Source organism: Paraeggerthella sp. Marseille-Q4926 (assembly GCF_916618935.1).
Lineage (GTDB): Bacteria > Actinomycetota > Coriobacteriia > Coriobacteriales > Eggerthellaceae > Paraeggerthella > Paraeggerthella hominis.
The window spans coordinates 341,678-358,859 of record NZ_CAKAKF010000003.1; the positions used below are offsets into that span (position 1 = coordinate 341,678).

Genomic DNA, 17,182 nt, shown 5'->3' on the forward strand with positions numbered 1-17,182 from the left:
TCGAAGAAAGGAACGAGATGCGCATAGCCGTGGCTAGCGAAGGTCTGAAGGTATCTCCCGTGTTCGGGAAGTGTGCCAGCTTCACCTGCTACAGAATCGAGCGCGGCGTCATCGTTGAATGTCAGAACATGCCGAACCCACTCTTTCCCCCGAACCGTCTTGCCTCCCTTCTGCACGAGCTTGACGTCCGGGTGCTCATAACCGGAACGATCGAGCGCGAAGCCGCGGAAGCGCTGCGCGCCGTCGACATCGAAGTGGTGCCCAATAGGGGCGGTACCGCGCGCCATGCGGCCGAAGTCTACCTGGCGCGCACCTTGATCGGCTCGGACGAAAGCGATGAAGAGGAACTTGACGTCGTAGAGGCGTAAACCGCGCAAGGCGACCGCAAGGGTCGGCTCCGTTGTAGCTTCGCACCCCGTCTCAGGCATGCTGTTCGACACGGGAACGGAAAGACCCGCACGGTTTCCCTTTATCCTCGAAACGAACGAAAGGCCCCGCTCCGGGGCCTTTCGTTCGTGCAGGGCGCAAGCGCACCTCATCGGTTGCGGCGCTAGAACACAAGAAGCCCCCGAGCGATCGGGGGCTTCTCAGCATTAAGCCGTTGCGCCGACCGGTAGGTCGGCGCAACTAAAAGCTACAGGGCCTTCTTGGCAACCTCGACCACGGCGGCAAACGCCTCGGGATCGTTGATGGCCATATCGGAAAGCACCTTGCGGTCCAGCTGCACGCCAGCCTTCTTGAGGCCGTTCATCAGCACCGAGTAGCTCAGGCCGTTCAGGCGAGCGGCCGCGTTGATGCGGGTGATCCACAGACGACGGATCTCGCGCTTCTTGTTGCGACGGTCGCGGTACATGTACTGCAGCGAATGCTGCACCTGTTCCTTCGCGGCACGATAAGAACGGGACTTTGCACCGTAATAGCCCTTGGCACGATTAAGGACGGTACGACGCTTCTTGTGGGCGCTGACTGCGCGCTTAACACGAGGCATGTTGTATCACTGCTCCTTTTAGACTAGCGAAGGCCGAGATTACGCGCGATAACCTTGTTATCGGCCTTGGCCACTTCGGTCTCATGACGGAAATTACGCTTACGCTTCTGGCTCTTCTTCGTCATGATGTGGCTCTTGAAAGCCTTGGAGCGCATGATCTTGCCGGAGCCGGTAACGCGGAAACGCTTCGCGGTGCCGCGATGGGTCTTCATCTTAGGCATTGCCTTCGTCCTTCCCTTCTTCTTTCTTCTCGTTCTCTTTCTTTTTCTTCGCCAACGTCGCTGCAGGCAACGGGGCGATGAGCATGTGCATGTTGCGGCCTTCCATCTTAGGCTGGGTCTCGATGACCGCTACGTCCTTCAGATCGTCGGCCAGCCGCTCCAGGATGGTGAGGCCCTGCTCCGGGTGCGCCATTTCGCGGCCGCGGAACATGATGGTGATCTTGACCTTGTTGCCGCCGTCGAGGAAGCGCAGAACGTGCTTCTTCTTCGTGGTGTAGTCGCCCACGTCGATCTTCGGGCGGAACTTCATTTCCTTGGTCTCGATCTTGCTCTGGTTCTTGCGAGCCTGCTTCGCCTTGATGGCCTGGTCGTACTTGAACTTGCCGTAATCCATGATGCGGCACACGGGCGGGTCGGCGTTCGGGGCGATCTCGACCAGGTCAAGGCCCTCGTTATCGGCGATTCGCTGGGCCTCAGATGTGACGTAAATACCCATCTGCGTCCCGTCGAACCCGATCAACCGGCACTCGCGCACGTTGATTTGTTCGTTGAGCCGAGGCTCCTGAGCAGCTATCGCGCTCACCTCCCTTTCTAGCGCGCTTTCGCGCGTCAATAAAAAACCCGCAGCTCCGAGAGCTTGCGGGTTTCGCTTTTCGATCAGGCTGTGAAGCCGAATATTCGAGCGACCCGTCAGCTGCCGAAGCGCCGAAACAGGTGGAGGGTTTCCCCTCGCTTGTGTAAACAGCCTGTATATAATAGCACAGCGCAAGCCAAATACAATATGCGACTTGCAACTTTTTTTGCGTCTTCCCTTCTTCGTTCGGGACGACACATTTCCCAGATCCTGGCCGACCGACAGAATAAAAGAAGCGCCCGAAAAACACCAGGAGATTCATAGAGGTTATGGACCCCTGGGGTAAAACCCCGTATGCGGCGCACGTCATGTTTGCTATACTCGCGGCACCGAATAAGCCTCCCGCCCTTTGGCGAGCACATCGTTCGACGGAAGGAACCCATGAGCCGCTTGACCCGAATCCTCATGCTCGCCGGAGCCTGGATCGCCTGCATCCTGGGTTGCGTCGGCGTGTTCATCCCCGTGCTTCCCACCACGCCCCTGCTTCTACTGGCCACGTTCCTGTTCGCCAAGTCCTCTCCGCGCTGCCATGCGTGGATCGTTTCGACGAGGGTCTACAAATCCTATGTTGCGGCGTTCAAGGAAGCCGGCGGCATACCGGCCGCAACCAAGGTCCGCATCCTCACGGTATCGTTCGTCGTTATGGGCGCGAGCGCGCTTCTGGTTCAAAAGCCCCTCGTCTGGGGCATCTTGGGGTGCGTGGCGGCATTTCTGGTCTACCTCATGTTCGTGCGCATTCCCACCATATCGCTGGAAAGCGTGCAAACCGTCCGTCAGGCCGAAGAAGCCGAATAGCGAACCGCGCTCGGGCAGCGCGCTCCTTTTCGCGCCCCTCTCCAAAAAAGAAAAGCCCGGTCTTCGCTGCTGCGAGGACCGGGCTCGACGCTAGTTCTTATCTTCGTACAGCTCGATGACGGCGCCGTCCATCTCGACAAACGCAAGGCGAACCCCCGGACCCGCATCCATAGGCCCGCAGATAGCACGATCGGCCTGCTCGACGTAGCGGTCCAGATCGTCCACCGCGTAAGCAACGTGCCAGCGACGGTGCAGCTCTTCGGGGAAAGGCGTGCCCTCCTCGAACTTCAGGTACTCGATCTTCATGTCGTAATCGTCCACGTTGGACACCCAGAACTTCATGTCCTCGTTGTAGGTCATGTTCGGCTTCTTCTCCGTGATGGGAATGCCGATGTGCATATAGGTTGCAGTCATCCTGGTTTCCTCTCGTCTCGGGTCGTTCGCAGCGTCAGGCCGACGGAGCCATGGAGAACATGTCCATGGCGGCCTCGGCATCGGCTTGCATGGCCTTCGTTGCCGCATTGGCCAATGCATGGAAGTACTTGGGGTGCGATTCGGCGATGAGCGCCTCCACGGCACGCACGCCCGCATTGCTCATGTAGCTGAAATAGTTGATCTTGCGAATGCCGGCCGCAATGGCCGCGCGCGTGTCCTCGCGCGAAAGCCCGCTGCCGCCGTGCATGACAAGCGGGACGCCGCAGACGCGCTTGAGCTCGGCTATGCGATCGAGGTCAAGCTGCGGATCAGCCTGGTAGAAGCCGTGCACGGTGCCTACGCTGGCAGCCAGCGCATCGATGCCCGTATCGGCCACGAAGCGGGCGGCCTGCGCAGGATCGGTGTACACGTTCTCGCGGTCGTCGTCGGCGTCTTCAAGCCCTTCGTGGCCCGTGGTGAACCCGATCTCGGCCTCTACGTCGGCCCCGTACCGGCGCGCCAGCTCCACCGCCGCCCGCGTGAGCGCGACGTTTTCCTGGTACGGCAGCTGCGATCCATCGATCATGATGGCAGAAAATCCCAGATCGAGCGCACGTTTCACATAGTCGAGGTCTTCGCCGTGATCAAGCATGACGCACACGGGCACCCGCGCGGCCTTGGCGCGCGCAACCATAACGGGCCCGATCACGTCGATGGACGTCTCGTGCTCGTGCAGTTGAGCGTGCTGGATGATGACCGGCTCGTTGCGGGCCTCGGCAGCCGAGATGGCCGCCAGCAAAAGCTCGAGGTTCGGCGTGTCGAACGCCGCCGCCGCGCAACCGCGCTCCTCCGCCCAATCAAGGACGGCACTCATGGAAGTGAGCATACCGGCCCCTACTTCTTGAGGTACGGCGTGTTGCAGGGGGCGTTCCATAGACGCAGCAGCTCGTCGTCCATGCGGGCCATGAACATCTGGAAGCCGGCCTGCTCCTGAACGGTCAGCATCTCGCCGACGAAGTTCGCGACCACCTCGATATCCTGCTTCGCCAGCTCCTTGACCGCGGCGCGGTACACGATAAGCTGCTCCATGAGCGTCGTAGCGCCCGAGCCGTTGATGATCAGCATGACGCGCTCGCCCGGCTTGATGCCGATGTCGTTTACCAGCGCGTTCACCATGATGGCCGCGGTTTCGTCGGCGGACTTCATCGGCTGACGGCCGCCGCCTTCCTCGCCGTGCTGGCCCATGCCGATTTCCATCTCGTCGTCCTCGAGCTCGGCAAGCAGCGTTCCCGTCTGAGGATGGGTGGCACCGCGCACGGCCACCGCCAGCGTGGCCATGTTGTCGGCGAAGCGCTGCGCGACGGCGGCCACCTCTTCCAAGCTCATGCCCTCGGCGGCTGCGGCTCCTGCGATCTTGTACGTGGGGATGCATCCCACCAGGCCGCGGCGATCGTCGCCGTTTTCGCGCGGGGCGTTGGCGATGTCTTCCTGCGTGACCACCTTCACCACGTTCAAGCCCTGCTTCTTGCACTGCTTCATGGTCATGTTGCCCGTCAGCATGTCGCCCGCATGGTTGAGCACGATGTAGAGCACGCCCTTGCCCTTGTCGGCCAGCTTGATGGCGTCGACGCACGCCTGCGGGCCGGGCGCGGCGAAGATGTCGCCCACCACGTCGATGTCGACCATGCCCTCGCCCACGAAGCCCTCGATAGCCGGCTCGTGTCCGCTTCCGCCCTGCGTGACGATGGTCACGCGGTCCGCTTCGGCCAGCTTCTTGTTGATAACCATGTTATCCTCGCCCAGTTCGAGGATGTCGGAATTGGCCAAGGCCAGGCCTTCGAGCAGTTCCGCGGTAAGATCCTCGGGGTCGTTGATGAACTTCTTCATGCTCATAGTGCTCCTCCTTGCAAGATGGACGATGGAAAAGAAAGGCCCGCTGCGCTCGGCAGCAGGCCCGATTCCTGAATCAGTGCGACACGCCCCCGGCGAGACCGCGCAAGAACAACGAAGTTGAGACGGCGCCCGCGTCGGGCGTGCCGATAGTCTGATCACCGTAACTGCGCGCGCGACCGAATTTGGAAGCGAAGCCCTCGCTCGCCTTCGCGCCGGCCTCGGCCGCCTCGGCCGCCGCAGCGAACACCGCAGCCGGATCGTCCGAAGCGCACGTCTGCGACGCCTCGACCGCAGGAATGAGCGCGTCCATCATGGTCTTGTCCCCCACCTGGGCATTCGTGATATCCTGCATCTCGGCCAAGCAGCCGGCGAACATCCGGCGCGCCGCATCCGCATCGATAGCGCTCTCGTCGTCGGCAAGATGGACGCCCAAGCCGCCGATCATCGTGCCGTAAAGCGGGCCGGCCGATCCCCCGCGCACCGCCATGGCGGCCATGCCCAGATCATCGAGGAAGTCTTTGATCGACTGGTCGGGATCCCACCCCGCAACCTGCTCTTGGACGAGCTTGGCTATCTTGGTGATGGTGATGCCGTGATCCCCGTCGCCGAATTTGGAATCGATGTCGCTTAGCACCTCGGCGTTCTCCAGCAGCAAGCGGGCGCTTTCGTCCAGCATGCGCCCAAACGCGTCGCGATCGATCATAGGACCCCTTTCCCGATGAAAGTCGATTGCCCTAACTCTAACGGTAAGCGTAGACGAAATCAATGAGAGAACGAGAAACGCCGCCTCGAAGCGGCGGCGTTTTCGCAGAGTCCGTCCCTGTCGTCGCAGGGCGAGTTCTTACGCGTTGACGTACACGTAGATGATGCGGATGGTGTCGGCCAAGTTGCCCGAGGTGTTCGCCGTCGAGTAGTTGTACAGAAGAACGCTCGACCACTGATGGGGCGCGCCGCCGAACTCCACGGTGCCCGAGAAGGAGCACGTTTCCTTCACGAGCGTCGTGCCGTCGCTGGCGTACTCGGAGTACGTCGACTTGTCGGACGGCAGCTCCACGGAACCCTCCGGCACGCTCACGCCGGCCTCCTGCAGCGTTTTCTCTACAATGTGCTCGTTTTTCACAGCATCGACGAAGCTCAGCGAGCCGTAGCCAAGCGATGCGGTGGCCGCCGAGTAGCCGGCTTGAATGACCTTGCCCTCTTCGTTCAGGCCCAGGTACACCGTAGGCGTGCCCGAACGCGTATCGGCAGGCTCGTCGGTAAGCGCCACCGTTACGTTGGTCTTGACGGGGTTGCCCTCCTCGTTGACCTCCTTGGAGCTGGTTTCGGTCGCGCCGCGCTTGAGCGCCGTCACGGCCTCGTCCTTCGTCATGCCAAGCAGCGACGTGAGCGAGGGGACCTGCGTCTTCTTCGCCACGGTGGTGCTGGCGTCCTTGGTTTCGCTCTGGCTTTGCTGCATAGCGCCGACTTCCTGGGCGCTTTGCTGCTCTTGAGCTTGCTGAGCGGCCACCAGCCTGCTCTCTTCGAACCACTGCCACACGAAAAAGCACAGCGCGCCCATGAGCAGGATCAGCAGGATGACAATGGCGATGAGAATCTTGCGCATGCGACGGGACTTGCGCTGATGGGGCGGAACGAAGGGCTTCTCCTTCTTGCCGTGCTTGCCCTTGGCCGGTTCGGGCTGGACCGCAACGGGATCGTCCCCGAACAGCAAGGGAGGCGCCTCCACGGGCTCAAGGCTCTCGAAGGCGTCGGGGTATTCGTCGGCGTTGTCCCCGCGGTAGCTGAAGCCGCCTGCGTGGGCGCCGTCAGCCACGGGAGCGAACGCCTCGGTCAGGCCGATTCGCCCCTCTTCGTCAGAGCGGTCCTCTGTAGGATCGACCGCCGCGCTCACCGGGGAGAACGCCTCGGTCAGGCCGATCCGCTCATCGGAGGCGAAATCGTCTTTGTGGCTCGAAGTGCCGTTGGGTTCGTTTGCAGCGTGTTTGGGCATCGAAGCACCTTCCTACTGGGCGCAGGCGCATTCGCTAGCGCATAAAGAGTACATAGTACGCAATGAAGCCGACGATGGCCAGAAGCGCCACCGCGATGATGATCTTCTGCATCGCGGACATCGGTTCGACCTCAAGGTCTTCCGCGGTCGTCTCGCGGTAGCCCTTCTTCGAACTCTTCGAGCCTGCGCTCGAAGGCCTCGCGTCGTCGGCCGCCGACGCCTCCCGCTCGTCCTCGGTCGAAGAGGGCGCGTCGAAAGAGGGCTCGGACGGCACCGCGCCGTCCGTTTGGGCGGGCTCGGGGGCAGGCGCGGACGGGCGAAGGCCCGCTTGGATCACGAAATCGTCATCGTCGTCAGCGTTAACGGTGATATGGGAGAATTTGGTATCGCCAGAAGCCACGGAGCCGTCCTTTCACGTCAGCAAGATTATAGAGGATTATCGGGACGTATTCCCTTGTCCAAATAATATCCATCGGGCGCGAAACGCTTGCGATACGTGAGAAAGCAGGCCGAAACGATGGCCACCGTATTGGCCGCCGACAGCATGAGCATGACCACGATCTGGTATTTCGCCGCCGCCAGAGGATCGGCTCCCGCCAAAAGCTGGCCCGACATCATGCCGGGGATGGCAACGATCCCGGCGGCCGACATGGTGGCCAGCACCGGCGTCATGCCCGCGCCGATAGCGGCCTTGATCGACGGGAACGCCGCTTCTTTCGGCGTAGCGCCAAGCGCCACGAGCGCGAACATCTCGTTGGAGCGCGAATCCATGTCCGCGAACAGCCGGTCGATGGCAACCGCGATGGCCGACATCGCGTTTCCGATGATCATGCCCGCAATGGGAATGAGCTGCCGCGCGTTGTACCAAGGATCGGCGTGCATGACCCCTTCCACCACCACGAAGCCCACGGCGATCGACGACGAGAACAGCGACGCGAACACCGCCGCGCGAAGCCCCGGCACCGAGCTTTTCACGCGCGAGGTTGCAATCTGCGTGGCCGCCGTCACCATCACGGCCAGCGCCAAGAGGACGAGCCACCAGGTCTGGTGCTCGAACAGGTACATGAGCACGAATCCCGCCGCCAGAAGCTGCGCGAACATGCGCGCGGCGGAAACGGCGATGCGCCGCGTCTGCCCCAGCTCGAGCTTCCACGACACCAGGCCCGCCACCAGCATGAGCGCGCTCGCGGCGAACAGCTCCACGTACCCGATATCCACCACGCCGCTCACGAACGACCCCCGCTTCCCGCCGCAACGTAGGACAGCGCGCCGTCCTCAAGCGTATAGGTTCCCGCAGCGTACCCGTCGGCCGACCGATGCCGGATGCGCAAGCACGTTGCATCGGAGCCGACGTAATCCCTTGTCAAACGACTGATCGCCTGCGAGGAAGCGGAATCGAGCGCCGCGTCCACCTCGTCGAGCAGAAAGACCTTCGGCTTCGTGGCGAACGAGCGCAGCAAGGCCACGCGCGCCTGCTGCCCGCCCGACAAGCGCGACGCGTCCCGCGAAAGCTCCACCTCTTCAAGGCCGGCAAGGCACAGCAAGCGAGCAAGCTCGCCGTCGCTCGGAGGCTGGGACGCGGCGTTCACCTTGAGGCGCCACGGCAGCACGAGGTTGTCCCGCACCGTCCCCGCAACAAGAGCGGGTTGCTGCGGCACGAGGCACACCTGCCGCCGCCATTCCTGCGGCCCGAACCCGTCCGAAGACCGCCCCTGCAAGTACAGGCTGCCGGCGTCTCGGGCGATCATGAGCGCGCACGCGCGCAAAAGCGTGGACTTGCCCGACCCGGAAGCGCCCGTCAAGTCGTAGATGAGCCCGCCTTCCAAGCGCAAGCACGCATCGTGGAACAGCGGCACGGCCCGCCCGTCGCGAACATGGGAGACCGAGATATGGTCGGCATGAAAAAGAGTCATGCCGACCATGGTACCATCGAGCGGCCGCCAGCGCCACGGCGCGCGCTACAGCCCCTCGATGCGCGGTATGCTGGCGAAGCCGACGGCCAGCTCCTCGTCGGTGGGCTCGTAATCGCCCAGCACGCCCTTGTTGTAAGCGTCGTACGCCTTCATATCGAAGTAGCCGGTTCCGGTTAAGCAGAACAGGATGGTCTTCTCCTCGTTCGCCTCCCTGCACGCCTTCGCTTCCTCCATGGCCTGGTAGATGGCGTGCGCGCTCTCGGGCGCGGGCAGGATGGTCTCAAGCCGCGCGAACTCCACGGCAGCGGCGAACACGTCGGTCTGCTTCACGGCGACCGCATCCAAAAAGCCGTCGTGCTTGAGCTTCGACACGATGGGGCTCATACCGTGATAGCGCAGCCCGCCGGCGTGGTCGGGGCTGGGGAGGAATCCGTTTCCAAGCGTGTACATCTTCGCCATCGGGCAGGTGCGGCCCGTGTCGGCGAAGTCGTAGGCGAAGCGCCCGCGCGTCAAGCTGGGGCAGCTTGCAGGCTCTACGGCCACGAAACGCGTATCGGGCCTGCTTCCGCGCAGCTTGTCGCGCATGAACGGCGCGATCAGCCCGGCCAGGTTCGACCCGCCGCCCGCACAGCCGACGACCACGTCCGGGTACTCCCCCAGCTCTTGAAGCGCAGCGTAGCTTTCCAGCCCGATGACGGATTGGTGCAGCGCAACCTGGTTGAGCACGCTTCCCAAAGTGTAGCGGCCCTTGTTCTGCGGAATGTTGAGCGCGCGCTCCACCGCCTCGGAAATGGCGGTGCCCAGCGAGCCGGACGAATCAGGGCGCTCGGAGAGCATCCTGCGGCCGATTTCGGTGGTGTCGGAAGGAGAGGGCGTCACGTTCGCGCCGAACGTCTCCATGATGTTGCGGCGAAACGGCTTCTGCTCGTAGGAGCACTTCACCATGAACACGTCGAGGTTCAGGCCGAAATGCGCCGAGGCCTCCGCAAGCGCCGTGCCCCACTGCCCCGCGCCCGTTTCGGTGGTGATCCCGTCGAGGTCCTGAGCCTTCGCGTAGTACGCCTGCGCGATGGCGGAGTTCAGCTTGTGCGAGCCCGACGTGTTGTTGCCCTCGAACTTGTAGTAGATCTTCGCGGGCGTGCCCAACGCGCGCTCCAGGTTGTAGGCGCGGCACAGCGGCGAAGGCCGGTAGATGCGGTACATCTCCCGAACGGGATCGGGAATGTCGAAGCAAGGCGTGGCGTCGTCAAGCTCTTGGCGCACCAGCTCGTCGCAGAACACGGGCGCCAGGTCGGCGGCTTCGGCCACGCGACCGTCGGGCAGGCGCAAAGGCTCGGGCTTTTCCGGCATGTCGGCCCGCAGGTTGTACCATTGGGTCGGGATCTGGTCTTCGCGCAGGTACAGGCGGTAAGGGGCTTGCTCGGTCATGCTGGTTCCTTTCCTGGAATGGGTTCCTGCTCAAACGCTGCAGGGAAAACTGATGCTTGCTGGACGCGCAAAAAAGAGCCCCCGGATCTCCGAGGGCTCTTCTGATGACTGGTATGCGAGAACAGAAGCCTATGAGACCCGGGATCGATTTCTTCCGTTCCACCACCATGCGCAAGCGAACGCCGTCGCAGAAGCGACGGTGGCAAGAAGCGCGTTGCAAGCGGTCGTGGTCAAAAGACGCCTTTCGTGATAGGACGTTCCGGGTACGCGGCAAGTCTAACCCTCCCGGCGCGGTTTGTGAAGGGGGCAATCGCCGGCTGGCGCAGCAAGGCGAAACGCGCGGCGCGCACGGCGAAAGGAGCAGCGGACGGCTCGTCGGGCAGCGCAGGGGGGCCGCTCGGACGGCGGCGGGCACGACAATTTGCGAAAGCGGTGAACGCGCCGCGCAAGCCGAACGCGCGCGAAGCGTTGTGCGACAATGGGAGGAAACCTTCAACGAAAGGCGGAAACGAGCCATGGACCTTGCCAAAGACCAGAAGCTGCACGGCTTCACCGTGCGCACGTGCGAACCGCTGCCGGAACTAGACGGCGACGCCTACACGCTCGTGCATGAAAAGAGCGGCGCGAAGCTGCTGTACCTGAAAAACGAGGACGCCAACAAGTCGTTCTCCATCGCGTTCAAGACCCCGCCCGCCGACGACACGGGCGTGTTCCACATTCTGGAGCACTCGGTGCTGTGCGGATCCGAGAAATTCCCCGTGAAGGAGCCGTTCGTCAACCTGCTGAAAAGCAGCATGCAGACGTTCCTGAACGCCATGACCTTCCCCGACAAGACCCTGTACCCCGTAGCCAGCACGAACGACCAGGATCTTCTGAACCTGGCCGACGTGTACTTGGACGCGGTGCTGCATCCGATGATCTACCGCAAGCGCGCCATCTTCGAACAGGAGGGCTGGCACTACGAGCTTGCCGGCGGCGCGGATCGAAACGGCGAAGCGACCGACCCCGTCGACGGCGCGCCCGAGCTTGCGCTCAACGGCGTGGTGTACAACGAGATGAAAGGCGCGCTGTCCGATCCGAACTCGGTGCTTTACGACGAGCTGCAAGCGGCGCTCTTCCCCGACACGGCCTATCGCTTCGAGTCGGGCGGCACGCCGCGCGCCATTCCCGACCTGACTTACGAGCAGTTCCTCGACGAGCATGCCCGCCACTACCGTCTGAGCAACAGCTACCTCACGTTGTACGGCAACCTCGACCTCGAGGCCATGCTGGCGTTTTTGGACGAGCGCTATCTCTCCCCCGTCGCCGACGAGGAAGCCGCCCGCGACGAGGCGCGCCTTTCGGCCGGCGATGCGCCGCTCGAACCGCACGAACTGCGCGAACAGGCGCCCGTGGAAGCGCTCGGCATACGCCGCACGATGGCGACCGCGCCCGAAAACGCATGCATGGGACTTGGATACGTGATCGGCAACGTCAGGGACCGCACGCGCATGGTGGCCGTGGACATCCTCATCGACGCCATCGCCGGCAGCAACGAAGCCCCGCTGAAGCGCGCGCTGCTCGACGCGGGCCTGGCCGACGACGTGCAGGCGTTCTTCGCCGATTCGCTGCTGCAGCCCTTCGCCGTGATCCAGCTCAAGGGGCTGGCGGACGACGCCCCCGCGCGCTTCAGGGCCGTTGCGGAAGGCGCGTTGCAGTCGCTGGCTGACGGGGGCTTGGATCGAAACCTGGTGGAAGCCTCGCTCTCGCGCGCCGAATTCGTCATGCGCGAGCGCGACTTCGGCATGGCCGACGGCGTGGCGCTGTCCATGGCCGCGCTGGCCGGCTGGCTCTACGACGACGAGCTGGCAACGTCGTACCTGCGATACGAGGACGATTTCGCGTTTTTGCGGACCGCCCTGAACGAAGGCTATTTCGAGCAGCTCATCCGCGACGTGTTCCTGGCCAACAACCACCGAGCCGAAGTGGAGATCGTGCCCGTCGACGAGGACGAGGACGCCTGCGAGGCCGAGCGCCTGGCAAACGTCGCCGCGCGCATGGAGCCCGAGGACTTCGCCCGCGTAGCCGATGAGGAAGCGGAGCTTCGCCGCCTGCAGGAAGAGCCCGACTCCCCGGAGGCGCTGGCCACCTTGCCGCGCTTGTCCGTGTCCGACATCGGGGCCGCGCCAGACGAGCCGGCCTACGGCCTGGAGGAAGGCGCGCCCGTCCCGTGCCTTCGCCACCGCGCCGCCGCGCACGGCATCGCCTACGCCTACCGCTACTTCGACCTCAAGGGCGTGCGCTTCGAGGACCTTCCCTACGTGACCGTCCTGAGCATGGTGCTGGGAAAGCTGGACACGGCAACCCGCACCGCATCGCAGCTGGACACGCTCACGAACGGCAAGCTGGGCAACCTGTCCTTCTTCTCGGAAATCTACGAGGACGAGCACGACCCGCGCGCAATCCGCCCGATGTTCGTGGTAAGCGCAAGCTCGCTGTCCGAGAACGTGGAGCACCTGGCTGCCCTTCCGCGCGAAATCCTGCTGACGACCGACTTCTCCGACACGGGCAAGATCAAAGACGTGCTGCAGCAGCGCCGCATCGCCATGGAGCAGGGCTTCGCCTCCGCAGGCCACGCCAGCGCCATGGCTCGGCTGGCATCGTACTACCTGCCCGCCGGCGTCGTGCGCGAGCAGCTTGGCGGCGTGGAGTTCTACCGTTTCTTGAAAGACCTGCTGGCCTCCTACGACGAGCGCGCGCACGACCTTTCGCAGCGCTTGGGCGATCTTGCGGCACGCCTGTTCGTCGACGACGGATGCTTGGTCAGCTTCACGGGAGACGAAGACGACTACCGCCGCTTCTGGGATTGCGGCGCCGCGCTCGGGCGCGTGGGGGGCGCGCAGGACGAACGGCTGCAGGTTCCCGATCCCGTCGTGCGCAACGAGGCGTTCATCGTGCCCACCGACGTGTGCTATGCAGCGCTCGGATTCGATCGACGCTCGTTCGGCGCAAGCTACACGGGAGCCTGGCAGGTAGCTGCGAAAGCGCTTTCGTTCGACTACCTGTGGAACGAGGTGCGCGTCAAGGGCGGTGCGTACGGCGCGGGCTTTCAGGCGGCGCGCACCGGAAACCTGCGGTTCTACTCCTATCGCGACCCGCACCTCGACGAAACGCTCGAGCGCTTCGCAGGAGCCTCCGCATGGCTGGCCGCGTTCGAGCCGACCGACGACGAAATGGAGGGCTACGTGGTGAGCACGGTGGCCGGGTTCGACACGCCGCTCAAAACGCGTCAGCTCGTGCGCCGTCAAGACGGCGACTGGATTGCCAGCAGAACGCCGCAAACCCGTCGCGAAACGCGCGATCAGATGATCTCGTCCGATGCGCGCGCCGTGCGCGAGCTGGCTGGGACCGTGGCCCACGCTGCCGAAGCCGGAGCTTTCTGCGCCTTCGGCAATAAAGACCTTCTGGAAGGATCCTCTGCGGGATTTCAGGTAATCGACCTGCTGAACGAATAGCGCAAACCCCTCAGATCCAACCGCTTCGCACGCCCCCGCCTGCATCGGCAAGCGGGGGCGTATTCGCTTTTCGATGACATTCCCGCCGCTCGCAAAGCTATTTCAAGCTAGAATAAACCGTTGGGAACCAGAGCGCGCACCACGGCGGTTTTGCGCGCTGCCGGCCTTGACGAGATCCGGCTTAAATGATAGTAATAGAGTATCATTTAGACGAGAAGAGACGGAGAAGCGCATCATGCTGGAACTGAAGAACCTTACGTTCGAGGTGCCCTTGCAGGAAGGGTCCAAAGAAACCAAGCGCATCATCGACGACCTATCGCTTTGCATCCCCGACGACCGCTTCACGGTCATCACGGGCCCGAACGGCGGAGGAAAGTCGACGCTTGCCAAGCTTATCATGGGCATCGAACAGCCCACCTCCGGACAGATCCTGCTCGACGGCGAAGACATCACGAACCTGCCCATCTCCGAGCGCGCCAAGCGGGGAATCGGCTACGGGTTCCAACAGCCCGCCCGCTTCAAGGGCATGAAAGTCAAGAAGCTCCTCGACATCGCAGCAGGCAAGAAGCTGCCGATGCTCGCTTGTAACGAATACCTGGCCAAAGTGGGCCTGTGCTCCGCGAACTACCTCACGCGCGAAGTGGACAAGAACCTGTCCGGCGGCGAGGTGAAGCGCATCGAGATCGCCACCATCCTGGCGCGCGACCCGAAGCTGGCCATCTACGACGAGCCGGAAGCCGGCATCGACCTGTGGAGCTTCGACCGCCTGACTGAAACGTTCCGCGACATCCATGAAGCGCGCGACGGGCGCTCTATCGTGATCATCTCCCACCAGGAGCGCATCATTCAGCTTGCCGACGAGATCGTGCTGCTGAAAAACGGCAAGGTCGCCCAAACCGGCAAGCCCGAGGATCTTATGCCCACGCTCGGCTTCGTGGCGAAGGGCGTTCCCGGCTGCAAGCTGAGCACCCCCACCGAGCTGCATATCACGGAGATCCCCACCACCTGCTAACTCAACCGGCGCGCGTCGGGTTTCTATCGCGCGCCGTTCGCACCCGCAAAGGAGGCCATCATGGCTGTTGACCTGTCCCCTATCGACGAGGGCTTGCTCGCCGAAATCGCCAATATACACGGCATGCCGAAAGGCGCCTTCAACATCCGCAAAGACGGGCAGCTCGTCGAGCGCCATTCGTCGGCGAGCATCGAGATCGCCACGAAGACGGACAACCCCGGCATCGACATTCGCATCGCGCCGGGAACCAAGGGCGAGACCGTCTACATCCCCGTCATCGTCACGCAATCGGGCCTGAAAGACGTGGTGTACAACACGTTCTACATCGGAGAAGACTGCGATATCACCATTATCGCCGGATGCGGCATCCACAACGAAAGCCACGCCCCGTCCGAGCACGACGGCATCCACACGTTCCACTGCGGCAAGAACAGCCGCGTGAAGTACGTGGAGAAGCACTACGGGCAAGGCTCGGGCACGGGAGAGCGCATCCTGAACCCCGTCACGAACGTCATCATGGAGGAGAACTCGCACTGCGAGATGGAGCTCGTGCAGCTGCGCGGCGTATCCTCCACGGTGCGCGACACGAACGCCGAACTGGCTGCAGGCGCGAAGCTCGTGCTGATCGAGAAACTGCTCACGCACGACGAGCAGACGGCCACGTCGAACATGAAGGTGGAGCTGAAGGGCGACGACTCCAGCGTGCAGGTCATTTCGCGCTCGGTCGCGCAGGACAACTCGAAGCAGGTGTTCAATCCGCTGGTCATCGGCGAGGCGGTTTGCCGAGGCCACGTGCAGTGCGACGCCATCATCATGGGGAAGGCCAAGGTCACGGCCATCCCCGGCATCGAAGCTGCCAGCGAAGACGCCATCTTGGTGCACGAGGCGGCCATCGGAAAGATCGCCGGCGACCAGATCACCAAGCTCATGACACTCGGCCTTACGGAAGAAGAGGCGGAGCAGGAGATCTTGGAGGACTTCCTGAACTAGCATCGCTTCGCCGGCTCCGATCGGGGTGCGCCCTAATCGGAGCCGGCGGATTCTCACGCCTCGAAACGATCCGCGAAGTGCCAGATGAGCGCCGCGGACGTTGGCGTGCAGCGCTCCCCCGGCAGCTTGGAATCGCAAACGGGAATGCCGCGCGCAAGAATGGCGGCCGTAGCCGGCGCGGGAACGGCCAGCTCGCCATGAGCGCACGCGACCATGCCTTCTCCCGTCTGAACGCTCGTGCAGACGATCTCGTCGGGCGCGACCGCTTCGATCGCAAGGCAAATATGGAGCGCGTTTCTTATTCCGGCAGCATTGCCGACTTCGTGAAAATGCGTCTGATCGACCGTGCACCCATGAGCCGCCGCTTCGGCTTCGGCAAGGATACGGTACACGCCGCGCAGATCCTGCTTCACGCGATCGCTCGCGCAGAGCGCGTCCACCACGGCATGCACCTCGGCCAGATCGTGGCAATGCCCGTCCGGCACGCCCGCCGCGCAGCACCGCTCCTCCACCGCGCCGCGGGCCTCGTCGTCAAGCTGGGAGCAGGTCGCCTCAAGAAGGGCGGCGCGCGTAGCGCTCTCCCGTACATTCCAGAACAGCGTCTTCATCACGCACTCGCTTTCGTATGGTTGATCAGGTGCGCTTGGTAGCCAGCACCGAAGCCGTTGTCGATGTTGACCACCGACACGCCGGAAGCGCATGAGTTCAGCATGGCCAGAAGAGCGGCCACCCCGCCGAAGCTGGCGCCGTAGCCCACGCTGGTGGGGACCGCGATGACCGGGCACGATGCAAGCCCTCCCACCACGCTTGCCAAGGCTCCCTCCATGCCGGCGACCGCCACCACCACGCGAGCGGCCGCGATTTCGTCGGCATGCGCCAGCAAGCGGTGCAGGCCGGCCACGCCCACGTCGTACAGACGCGTCACGCGATTCCCCAGCATCTCGGCCGTAACCGCAGCCTCCTCGGCCACGGGCAGGTCGCTCGTGCCCGCGGCGGCCACGACCACGCTCCCGTTGCCATCGGGTTCCGGAAAGTCGCCCAGAATACCCAAGCGGGGCAGCTCTTGATAGGCGAACGCCAACGCATCGCAGCCGCCCTCCCTTGCCAGGCTGTTGCGAACCTCCGAAGCTTTCTCGGCGTCCAAGCGCGTGATCAGCACGCGCTGCTGGCCGCCCTCGACGAGGGCACGGCACACGCCCGTTATCTGCTGGGCGGTCTTTCCCGCGCCGTACACCACCTCCGGCACGCCTTGGCGCACGCCACGATGATGATCGACCTTGGCATAGCCCAAATCCGTGAACGGAGCGATGCGCAGCACTCGCTCCGCGTCGTCCACCGAAGCCGTCCCCGCCGCCACTCGCTCGAGCAGTTCATGCAAATCGCGTTGATCCATGCGCGCTCCCTTGTCGT

The 17,182-nt window shown here is 63.4% G+C and carries 20 protein-coding genes; 6 read left to right on the forward strand and 14 right to left on the reverse strand.

What is annotated here, in order from left to right; genetic code table 11:
* The first annotated feature begins 29 nt into the window (after nt 1–29).
* Nucleotides 30–368, forward strand: coding sequence for a NifB/NifX family molybdenum-iron cluster-binding protein (locus tag LG373_RS06705; RefSeq protein WP_225749359.1), 339 nt, complete (start codon nt 30–32; stop codon nt 366–368).
* Nucleotides 369–634: 266 nt separating this feature from the next.
* On the opposite strand, the gene rplT is transcribed toward LG373_RS06705, so the two are convergent.
* From rplT to infC, 3 genes are read right to left on the reverse strand one after another with little or no spacing between them, the layout of a single operon-like run.
* Nucleotides 635–988 (reverse strand): 50S ribosomal protein L20, encoded by a 354-nt coding sequence (gene rplT / locus LG373_RS06710; RefSeq protein ID WP_114567440.1) that lies wholly within the window; start codon nt 986–988, stop codon nt 635–637.
* A 23-nt stretch (nt 989–1,011) separates the two neighbouring features.
* Nucleotides 1,012–1,209, reverse strand: a complete 198-nt coding sequence (gene rpmI / locus LG373_RS06715) for a 50S ribosomal protein L35 (protein WP_114567441.1) — start codon at nt 1,207–1,209, stop codon at nt 1,012–1,014.
* The gene (infC, locus tag LG373_RS06720) at nt 1,202–1,792 is read right to left on the reverse strand and encodes a translation initiation factor IF-3 (protein WP_181792600.1); all 591 of its coding nucleotides are present in this window, start codon (nt 1,790–1,792) and stop codon (nt 1,202–1,204) included. The genes rpmI and infC overlap by 8 nt, the downstream gene beginning before the upstream one ends.
* A gap of 432 nt (nt 1,793–2,224) precedes the next feature.
* Between infC and LG373_RS06725 the strand changes: the two genes are divergently transcribed.
* Entirely contained in the window at nt 2,225–2,638 is a 414-nt protein-coding gene (locus tag LG373_RS06725) for a YbaN family protein (RefSeq protein ID WP_216529877.1), read from the forward strand.
* Between the two features lie 90 nt (nt 2,639–2,728).
* Here the strand turns inward: LG373_RS06725 and LG373_RS06730 are convergent, their stop codons facing one another.
* From LG373_RS06730 to LG373_RS06770, 9 genes are all read right to left on the reverse strand, one after another.
* Nucleotides 2,729–3,052: a VOC family protein gene (locus tag LG373_RS06730; RefSeq protein WP_114567444.1), complete on the reverse strand. Its 324-nt coding sequence runs from the start codon at nt 3,050–3,052 to the stop codon at nt 2,729–2,731.
* 34 nt (nt 3,053–3,086) lie between these two features.
* Nucleotides 3,087–3,938 (reverse strand): class II fructose-bisphosphate aldolase, encoded by an 852-nt coding sequence (locus tag LG373_RS06735; RefSeq protein WP_216529876.1) that lies wholly within the window; start codon nt 3,936–3,938, stop codon nt 3,087–3,089.
* Between the two features lie 8 nt (nt 3,939–3,946).
* A complete protein-coding gene (locus tag LG373_RS06740) occupies nt 3,947–4,945 on the reverse strand; it encodes a dihydroxyacetone kinase subunit DhaK (protein ID WP_114567446.1) in 999 nt (332 codons plus the stop codon).
* Between the two features lie 73 nt (nt 4,946–5,018).
* A complete protein-coding gene (locus tag LG373_RS06745) occupies nt 5,019–5,648 on the reverse strand; it encodes a DAK2 domain-containing protein (protein ID WP_216529875.1) in 630 nt (209 codons plus the stop codon).
* A gap of 138 nt (nt 5,649–5,786) precedes the next feature.
* A complete protein-coding gene (locus tag LG373_RS06750; RefSeq protein ID WP_216529874.1) occupies nt 5,787–6,935 on the reverse strand; it encodes a histone-lysine N-methyltransferase in 1,149 nt (382 codons plus the stop codon).
* A gap of 34 nt (nt 6,936–6,969) precedes the next feature.
* Nucleotides 6,970–7,335 carry an SURF2 Surfeit locus protein 2 gene (locus tag LG373_RS06755; RefSeq protein ID WP_216529873.1) on the reverse strand — a complete coding sequence of 122 codons (366 nt, stop codon included), beginning with the start codon at nt 7,333–7,335 and terminating at the stop codon, nt 6,970–6,972.
* Between the two features lie 26 nt (nt 7,336–7,361).
* Nucleotides 7,362–8,165 carry an iron export ABC transporter permease subunit FetB gene (gene fetB, locus LG373_RS06760; RefSeq protein ID WP_225749360.1) on the reverse strand — a complete coding sequence of 268 codons (804 nt, stop codon included), beginning with the start codon at nt 8,163–8,165 and terminating at the stop codon, nt 7,362–7,364.
* A complete protein-coding gene (locus LG373_RS06765; protein ID WP_216529872.1) occupies nt 8,162–8,848 on the reverse strand; it encodes an ATP-binding cassette domain-containing protein in 687 nt (228 codons plus the stop codon). Before LG373_RS06765 ends, fetB begins: the two co-directional genes overlap by 4 nt.
* A 45-nt stretch (nt 8,849–8,893) precedes the next feature.
* Nucleotides 8,894–10,276: a TrpB-like pyridoxal phosphate-dependent enzyme gene (locus LG373_RS06770; protein ID WP_225749361.1), complete on the reverse strand. Its 1,383-nt coding sequence runs from the start codon at nt 10,274–10,276 to the stop codon at nt 8,894–8,896.
* Between LG373_RS06770 and LG373_RS06775 the strand changes: the two genes are divergently transcribed.
* The 4 genes from LG373_RS06775 (at nt 10,275) to LG373_RS06790 (ending at nt 15,772) form a co-directional block, all read left to right on the forward strand.
* A complete protein-coding gene (locus LG373_RS06775; RefSeq protein WP_216529870.1) occupies nt 10,275–10,526 on the forward strand; it encodes a hypothetical protein in 252 nt (83 codons plus the stop codon). The genes LG373_RS06770 and LG373_RS06775 overlap by 2 nt on opposite strands.
* Before the next feature lie 265 nt (nt 10,527–10,791).
* The gene (locus tag LG373_RS06780) at nt 10,792–13,770 is read left to right on the forward strand and encodes an insulinase family protein (RefSeq protein ID WP_225749362.1); all 2,979 of its coding nucleotides are present in this window, start codon (nt 10,792–10,794) and stop codon (nt 13,768–13,770) included.
* A 235-nt stretch (nt 13,771–14,005) separates the two neighbouring features.
* A complete protein-coding gene (locus tag LG373_RS06785; RefSeq protein ID WP_114567454.1) occupies nt 14,006–14,782 on the forward strand; it encodes an ABC transporter ATP-binding protein in 777 nt (258 codons plus the stop codon).
* Between the two features lie 60 nt (nt 14,783–14,842).
* Nucleotides 14,843–15,772, forward strand: coding sequence for a SufD family Fe-S cluster assembly protein (locus LG373_RS06790; RefSeq protein WP_225749363.1), 930 nt, complete (start codon nt 14,843–14,845; stop codon nt 15,770–15,772).
* Nucleotides 15,773–15,825: 53 nt separating this feature from the next.
* Here the strand turns inward: LG373_RS06790 and larC are convergent, their stop codons facing one another.
* Both larC and larB read right to left on the reverse strand, forming a co-directional pair.
* A complete protein-coding gene (gene larC, locus LG373_RS06795; RefSeq protein WP_225749557.1) occupies nt 15,826–16,380 on the reverse strand; it encodes a nickel insertion protein in 555 nt (184 codons plus the stop codon).
* A complete protein-coding gene (gene larB / locus LG373_RS06800; protein ID WP_225749364.1) occupies nt 16,380–17,165 on the reverse strand; it encodes a nickel pincer cofactor biosynthesis protein LarB in 786 nt (261 codons plus the stop codon). The genes larC and larB overlap by 1 nt, the downstream gene beginning before the upstream one ends.
* Nucleotides 17,166–17,182: the final 17 nt, after the last annotated feature.